Origin of the sequence: Fusobacterium sp., assembly GCF_029258315.1 — a bacterium.
Classification (GTDB): Bacteria; Fusobacteriota; Fusobacteriia; order Fusobacteriales; family Fusobacteriaceae; genus Fusobacterium_B.
On record NZ_JARHZE010000076.1, the window covers coordinates 1 to 6,699 of the forward strand.

The following is a 6,699-nucleotide window of genomic DNA, read 5'->3' on the forward strand; positions in this document are numbered from 1 at the left end:
AAATAATATCCATAGAAACTTGGAAAAATGGAGAAAAACAAAATTCGTCAACAGTTATTGAACTTTAATAAAAAATATAGTTAGGGGGCTAAATATGAAAAAATTTTTTAAAAATATTTTTATCATCTTAGTAATAATTGGAAATATTGGTTGCAGAGTAAAAGATGAAAAAACAGGTTATGCTTTAGAATTTGGATTTCTTCTAACAGCACCTATATGGTATCCTTTTATATCCTTTAATGAAAGCATTAAAAATGCAAAAACAAGCGAATATTTAACAACTCCTTTAAAAGGAATACCCGGGAAAACTGAAACTACTGATTATATAGATGGAAACTATGTTAAAATAAAAATTTTATGTGATGAGAAAGGATATTTTCAAGAGCAAAAAGCCTATTACTTAAATAATATATTAGCTTATGAAGCTAAATATGAAAATGGTATCCCCTCTTCAATAAAAAAATATTATGATAATGGAAAATTATGGAGAGTTTATACAAAAGACGGGACTATATCTGGAAGATTAGTTTTGGAGTATGATATACTTGGAAGAGTTTTAACAGATTACGAAAATAGAATTGATAGAATCTATTATGGTGATGTTCTTACTTATGATTCAACTGGAAGTATTCTCAAACAATATTATTCAACAGGAGCACCAAAAAGAATTAGTTCTAGTGTAGCCTCTGAAGAAGAAAAATTTTATAAGGAAAAAGAGTATTTAAAAGATTGGGAAGAAATCACTAGAATTCCATCAGAAAAAAAAGAATATAATGGAAGATACACAGTTTATTCACCTAATAAAAAATTATATGCTGATTTTAATTTTAAAAATGGTTATCGTGATGGGATACAAAAACAATATTATTGGAATAGCGATAAGCTTTATTCAGTTGAAAATTATAAAAATGGTAAAAAGATAGGAACTCATAAATATTACTACTTAAATGGTAAATTAAACTCTATCAAAGAGCATATCCCAGAAAAAAATCTTGTTATTGAAAAAGTTTATGGTTTATCAGGAAAATTAAATGCTATTTATGAATATGACTATAAAAGAGGAAGTGAAAATATTGGAGATCGTGTAAAAAGTACCATATACTATTCAAACGGTCAAGTTAAATCAATCATATATAAATACTCTACTGGTGATAAAAGCTATTATATGGATGGAAAATTAGAGTCCATAGTTGTAAAAGAGAAATATCAAGGAAGTGAAGAAAAAGTATATGTTAAAAAGTGGTATTATCACGATGGAAAAATTAGAAAAGTCTGTGTAAGATTTCTTACTGAAAATAGTAGCAATAAAAGAATACATCTTCAAAGAGTTTATTATCCCAATGGTGTCTTAAATTTTGAAAAGAAAGAGTATATAGATGACTCCATTGTATTAGAAAAATATTTTGATGAAACTGGAAAATTAGTTAAAGAAAATAAAAGAAAAAAATAAAATCTTAATTCTATCTTAAAAATAATATTCTAAATTTAAAATATATTAAAATACTATGTCAAATAAAAAATGCAGTAGTTTGTTCGCTACTGCAATTTTTATTTTTAATCTTTTTTTATTTATTAACTCTATAAATTGTTCTACTATCAGCTTGATTTTGAGCCACTATTGTAACTTCAGAAACCTGTACTCTCGGTGGTTGATTAGCAGTTGAAACTATTACCTCTGCTATATCATCTGGAGTTAAAGCCTCTATTCCCTTGTAAACCTCTTTAGCTTTCTCAACATCTCCACTAAATCTTGTTAAGCTAAAATCTGTTTCAACAAGTCCCGGCTGGATATTTGTAACCCTTAATGGTGTTTCAATAAGTTCTAATCTTAGGGCATCAGTTATAAATTTCACTGCTGATTTTGTAGCACAGTAAACTCCACCATTCACATAAGCATTTACCCCTGCCACAGAACCAAGATTTATTATATGCCCCTTGTTATTTTTTAACATATATGGAACAACTGCTCTTGTAACAAATAAAAGTCCTTTTATGTTTGTATCTATCATTGTATCAATATCTTCTATACTTGTCTCATAAACTTTAGTAAGTCCTTTGGCAAGTCCAGCATTATTTACCAAAACATCTATTGATTTTAATTCTTCTGAAAGAGAGTCAACAACCTCTTGGCATTTTTCTCCATCTCTTACATCACAAACTAATAAAGTTATATCTGTATCTGGATATTTTTCATAGATTTCACTTACTAATTTTTTCCCTTTTTCCTCGTTTCTAATCATTAAAACTAGACGACTTCCGACCTCAGCAAATTTAAAAGCACAACTCTTTCCTATACCAGCTGTGGCACCAGTTATAAAAACTATCTTATCTTTTAATCTATTTTCCATTTCTTGCCTCCTATCCATTAATATATTTATTTTTTATTTTTTCAACAGTATCGTATAAATAACTATTCTTATCTATATCCACACTAAAATCGCAAGAAATTTTATAAAGTATCTCTCTTTTATTATAAAGCTCAACAAGTTTTTTATATGGTTCATCAACATTTAAAAGTGGTCTATGCTTTTTATTTTTCACTCTTGAATATATGCAATCTATATCACAATTAAGATACACAACAAAAGATGATTCTTTTAATTTTTTTATATTTGAATTATCTATTATAACTCCACCACCAGTAGAAATTACTATATTGTTATCTTTTGATTCTTTTTCGATAATCTTTCTTTCAAGCTCTCTAAAATATTCCTCTCCGTCTTGTTCGAATATCTCTGCAACTGTTCTATTTTCAATTTTGACAATTTCCTTATCAATATCTACAAACTTCATCTCTAAGGCTTTTGCCAAAGCTCTACCAACTGTTGTTTTTCCGCTCCCCATGAAACCTATCAATGCAATATTTTCTTTCATTTTTCACCTTCCATTATCTAAGTATAACATATTTTAACTATTATCACAAATTTTTTTACTTTATTTTAAAGGATTTTCTTTATTAATTTTATAAAATAATTTGCTCATTTAAGAAAATTAAGTTATAATATGGATATATAAATTATCACTTAAGGAGGAAATATGAACCCTATCTTTATTTTTGGACATAAAAACCCAGATACAGATTCAATCTGTTCTACATTAGCTCTAACTGAGTTAAAAACTAAATTAGGAGAAAACGTAAAAGCACATCGTCTTGGAGAGGTTAACAATGAAACTAGTTTCGTTTTAGACTATTTCAAAATCGACGCTCCAGAACTTTTAAAAGAGGTATCAGCTAAACAAGAGGTTATCCTTGTTGACCACAATGAAAAAGCTCAATCTGTTGACGGATTAGAAAATGCTAAAATACTTCAAGTAGTTGATCACCATAAATTTGGAAACTTCAGCACTGATGAACCAGTTAAAATTGATGCTGATACAGTTGGATGTACTTCAACTATAATATTTAAATTATTCAAAGAAGCTCAAATAACACCTAGCAAAGAGATCGCTGGTCTTATGATGAGTGCTATCCTTTCTGATACATTATTATTTAAATCACCTACTTGTACAGAAAGAGATAAACAAGCTGTTAAAGAATTAGCAGAGATTGCTGGAGAGAAAGATTTTGAAGCTTATGGAATGAAAATGCTTATAGCTGGAACTTCTTTAAAAGGTATGACTTCTCAAGAAATCATCTCAATAGATATGAAAGCTTTTGATATGAATGGATCAAAAGTATCTATATCTCAAATCAATACTGTTGATATTCCTGGAATTCTTGAGATGCAAAAAGATTTCGAAGATAGTATGACAGCTAACAATAAAGCTAACGACTATGTTCTTTCATTATTAGTTGTAACAGATATTATAAAAGCTGGATCTTATATTTTAGCAGTTGGAGAAAGACAAGATCTTGTTGAGAAAGCTTACAATGTTAAATTAGAAAATAATATTGTTTGGTTAGACGGAGTTGTATCAAGAAAGAAACAAGTTGTTCCTGTACTTATGGAAGCTAGCCAAAACTAAGAAAAAATAAAAAATATTTTTAGCTAGAGATTGATATCTCTAGCTTTTTTTATTTTGATATATACTTTTTTTTAAATTTGTTCTATAATATTATTATAAGAAGTTTTAAAGAAAATTGTTTGAAAGGAATAACACTATGGAACTTATTAACTTATCTTGGAAAGACGAATATATTATCTTTGATTCTCAGGATCTACAATACAAATCTATTTTCGGAGCTGTACCTTGTGGTGAATCTGTCAACTTTAATATAAAAATAAATAAAAATGTTATGCTTGATTATATTTATCTCCATATTTTTATTGATAACTTAGACGTTTCTATACCTGCCAATCACTCTGCCTACCAAATGAAAAAAAGTGAAGTCATTGATAGTGATGATTGGACAACTTATTCTTATTCATATAAAACTGGAGATCTGCCAAGACTTGTATTCTATTTCTTTGAAATAAAATTACAAGATGGCTGTGTTAAATATTATGGAAATAATTTAGAAAGACTTGGAGGAATTGGACAGGTTTACTCATATAATCCTCCTGCTTATCAAATGACAACTTATTATAAAGATAGCAAGACACCTGATTGGTATAAGGAATCTATAATCTATCAAATTTTCCCAGATAGATTTTTTAACGGAAACCCTTACCAAACTTTATCAGCTCATAAAAAAAATACTTTTATCTATGGAAATTGGAATGACACACCTCTATATATAAAAGGGGAAAATGGAGATATTCTTCGTTGGGATTTCTTCGGTGGTAACTTAAAAGGGATTGATAAAAAAATAAATTATTTTAAAGATCTTGGAATAAATCTTATATATTTAAATCCTATATTTAAAGCTGCTAGTAATCATCGTTATGACACTGGAGATTATAAAGAGATTGATCCTATGCTTGGGACAGAAGAAGATTTCACTCACCTTGTTAAACATTTAAAAGAAAATAATATAAATCTTATACTTGATGGAGTATTTAACCATACAGGTAGAGATAGTAAATATTTTAATAGATTTGGAAACTACGACTCAGTAGGAGCTTATAACTCTGTTGGCTCACCTTACTATGATTGGTATACTTTTAAAAATTATCCAAACGAATACACTGGTTGGTGGGGAAATGCCGATCTTCCTTGTGTAAATGAACTTACTCCAAGTTTCTTAGACTATATTATAAGAGATGAGGACAGTGTTGTGGCTAAATGGTTAAAGGCTGGTATAAAAGGTTGGAGATTAGATGTGGCTGACGAACTTCCTGGAGAATTTCTTAAAATTTTAAGAAAAAGATGTCATGAAATAGATGAAGAATCAGTACTTCTTGGAGAGGTTTGGGAAGATGCTACAAATAAAATAAGCTATAACCAAAGAAGAGAGTATATGTGTGGGGAGGAGTTAGATACTGTTACCAACTATCCTTTCAAAAAAATACTTTTAGATTTCTTCTATAAAAATATAGATGCCTCTAGAGTGTGCAAATTATTTATGAATCTTCGTGAGAATTATCCAAAAGAAAATTTCTATTCATTGACAAATATGATAGGTAGCCACGACGTAGAGAGAATTTTAACCATCTGTGAAAATATAGGAAACTTTATGCAAGAAAATTCTTATAAATCTGAACTTCATAAAGAAAGATTGGTTTTAAAAGAAAAATTAACTGAAAAACTTGGAATAGATATTCTTAAATTATTTAGCCTTGTACAACTTACTTTCCCAGGAGTACCATTGATATATTATGGAGATGAAGTAGGTGTAAGAGGTGGAAAGGATCCTGACAATAGAAGAACTTACCCTTGGGGAAATGAAAACCTTGAACTTCTTGATTGGTATAAAAAACTTATAGCTATAAGAAATAAAAACCCTCTTTTATCTACTGGTGGATTTAAACAATTCTCTATAAATGAAGATGTCTATGGATATATCCGTTTCTTAAATAAAGGTGTTGATGAATTTGGAAAAAGTAGAGGGACTGATAACTTTATAATAGTTATTATAAATAGAAACCCTGTAAATTCATATAACTTTGAATTTGATTTTAAAGATTTTGAATTTATCAATTCTGTTAAAAATTGTAAGGCTGTATATGAGATACACAATAGTAAAAAATATTTCTCAGCAAATAAAACTCTTTTAATGGATATAAAACCTCTTGACTTCTTAATGATTTCAAACATTGACTTAACTAAATAATTTTTATTGTAACTTCAAGGTGGGGAAAATTTTTCCCCACTTTTTTTCTTTTGATATTTTCTTAAGTTATATTCGCGTTAAACTTCTGTATTATATATGGTATATTTTTTTATAAAAAGATTTTTTTAATCTCAAAGATTAATTTTTTTATTTTAACTTTAATTTGTAGGGAAAGTTTTTCCCTACTTTTTTATACATTTATTTTAAAAGAGTTATACTTGTAGGGAAGAATCTTCCCCAGAAAAAAAGGACTGATTTTATAAATCAATCCTAAAAAAATTATATTTATTTTAATAGATAAAACTTAAATACACTTCCCTCTTGATCCACTGACTCAACTTTTATATCTCCGCCAAACTGTTGAACCAACTCTTTAACTATGGAAAGCCCTAATCCTGTCCCGCCTAGATTGCTAGTTCTTGACTCATCAACCCGATAAAATCTCTCAAAAACTTTTTTAACCTTATCCATTGGGATACCTATTCCATTATCTTTAATCTCAAAAGAATATCTATCCTTTCCCTCTTCTATCTTTAAAAATATCT

The 6,699-nt window shown here is 28.4% G+C and carries 6 protein-coding genes; 3 read left to right on the top strand and 3 right to left on the bottom strand.

What is annotated here, in order from left to right; all coding sequences use genetic code 11:
* Positions 1–94: 94 nt before the first annotated feature.
* Positions 95–1,450: a toxin-antitoxin system YwqK family antitoxin gene (locus tag Q1J48_RS05710; RefSeq protein WP_300361906.1), complete on the top strand. Its 1,356-nt coding sequence runs from the start codon at positions 95–97 to the stop codon at positions 1,448–1,450.
* Positions 1,451–1,565: 115 nt separating this feature from the next.
* Here the strand turns inward: Q1J48_RS05710 and Q1J48_RS05715 are convergent, their stop codons facing one another.
* Positions 1,566–2,348 (bottom strand): SDR family NAD(P)-dependent oxidoreductase, encoded by a 783-nt coding sequence (locus tag Q1J48_RS05715; protein ID WP_300361908.1) that lies wholly within the window; start codon positions 2,346–2,348, stop codon positions 1,566–1,568.
* Between the two features lie 10 nt (positions 2,349–2,358).
* Positions 2,359–2,874, bottom strand: a complete 516-nt coding sequence (locus Q1J48_RS05720) for a shikimate kinase (protein WP_300330720.1) — start codon at positions 2,872–2,874, stop codon at positions 2,359–2,361.
* A gap of 162 nt (positions 2,875–3,036) precedes the next feature.
* Here Q1J48_RS05720 and Q1J48_RS05725 point away from each other — a divergent pair, with 162 nt between their 5' ends.
* Entirely contained in the window at positions 3,037–3,966 is a 930-nt protein-coding gene (locus tag Q1J48_RS05725; protein ID WP_300361910.1) for a manganese-dependent inorganic pyrophosphatase, read from the top strand.
* 136 nt (positions 3,967–4,102) lie between these two features.
* Positions 4,103–6,154, top strand: a complete 2,052-nt coding sequence (locus tag Q1J48_RS05730; RefSeq protein ID WP_300361912.1) for a glycoside hydrolase family 13 protein — start codon at positions 4,103–4,105, stop codon at positions 6,152–6,154.
* Positions 6,155–6,439: 285 nt separating this feature from the next.
* On the opposite strand, the gene Q1J48_RS05735 is transcribed toward Q1J48_RS05730, so the two are convergent.
* Positions 6,440–6,699, bottom strand: a 260-nt coding sequence (locus Q1J48_RS05735) for a sensor histidine kinase (protein ID WP_300361915.1), incomplete at its 5' end; no start/stop codon positions are given.

Excerpts from the sequence above, each read along its gene's own strand:
- Q1J48_RS05725 (WP_300361910.1), top strand. The coding sequence starts at position 3,037 with ATGAACCCTATCTTTATTTTTGGACATAAAAACCCAGATACAGATTCA.
- Q1J48_RS05730 (WP_300361912.1), top strand. The coding sequence starts at position 4,103 with ATGGAACTTATTAACTTATCTTGGAAAGACGAATATATTATCTTTGAT.
- Q1J48_RS05710 (WP_300361906.1), top strand. The coding sequence starts at position 95 with ATGAAAAAATTTTTTAAAAATATTTTTATCATCTTAGTAATAATTGGA.
- Q1J48_RS05715 (WP_300361908.1), bottom strand. The coding sequence starts at position 2,348 with ATGGAAAATAGATTAAAAGATAAGATAGTTTTTATAACTGGTGCCACA.
- Q1J48_RS05720 (WP_300330720.1), bottom strand. The coding sequence starts at position 2,874 with ATGAAAGAAAATATTGCATTGATAGGTTTCATGGGGAGCGGAAAAACA.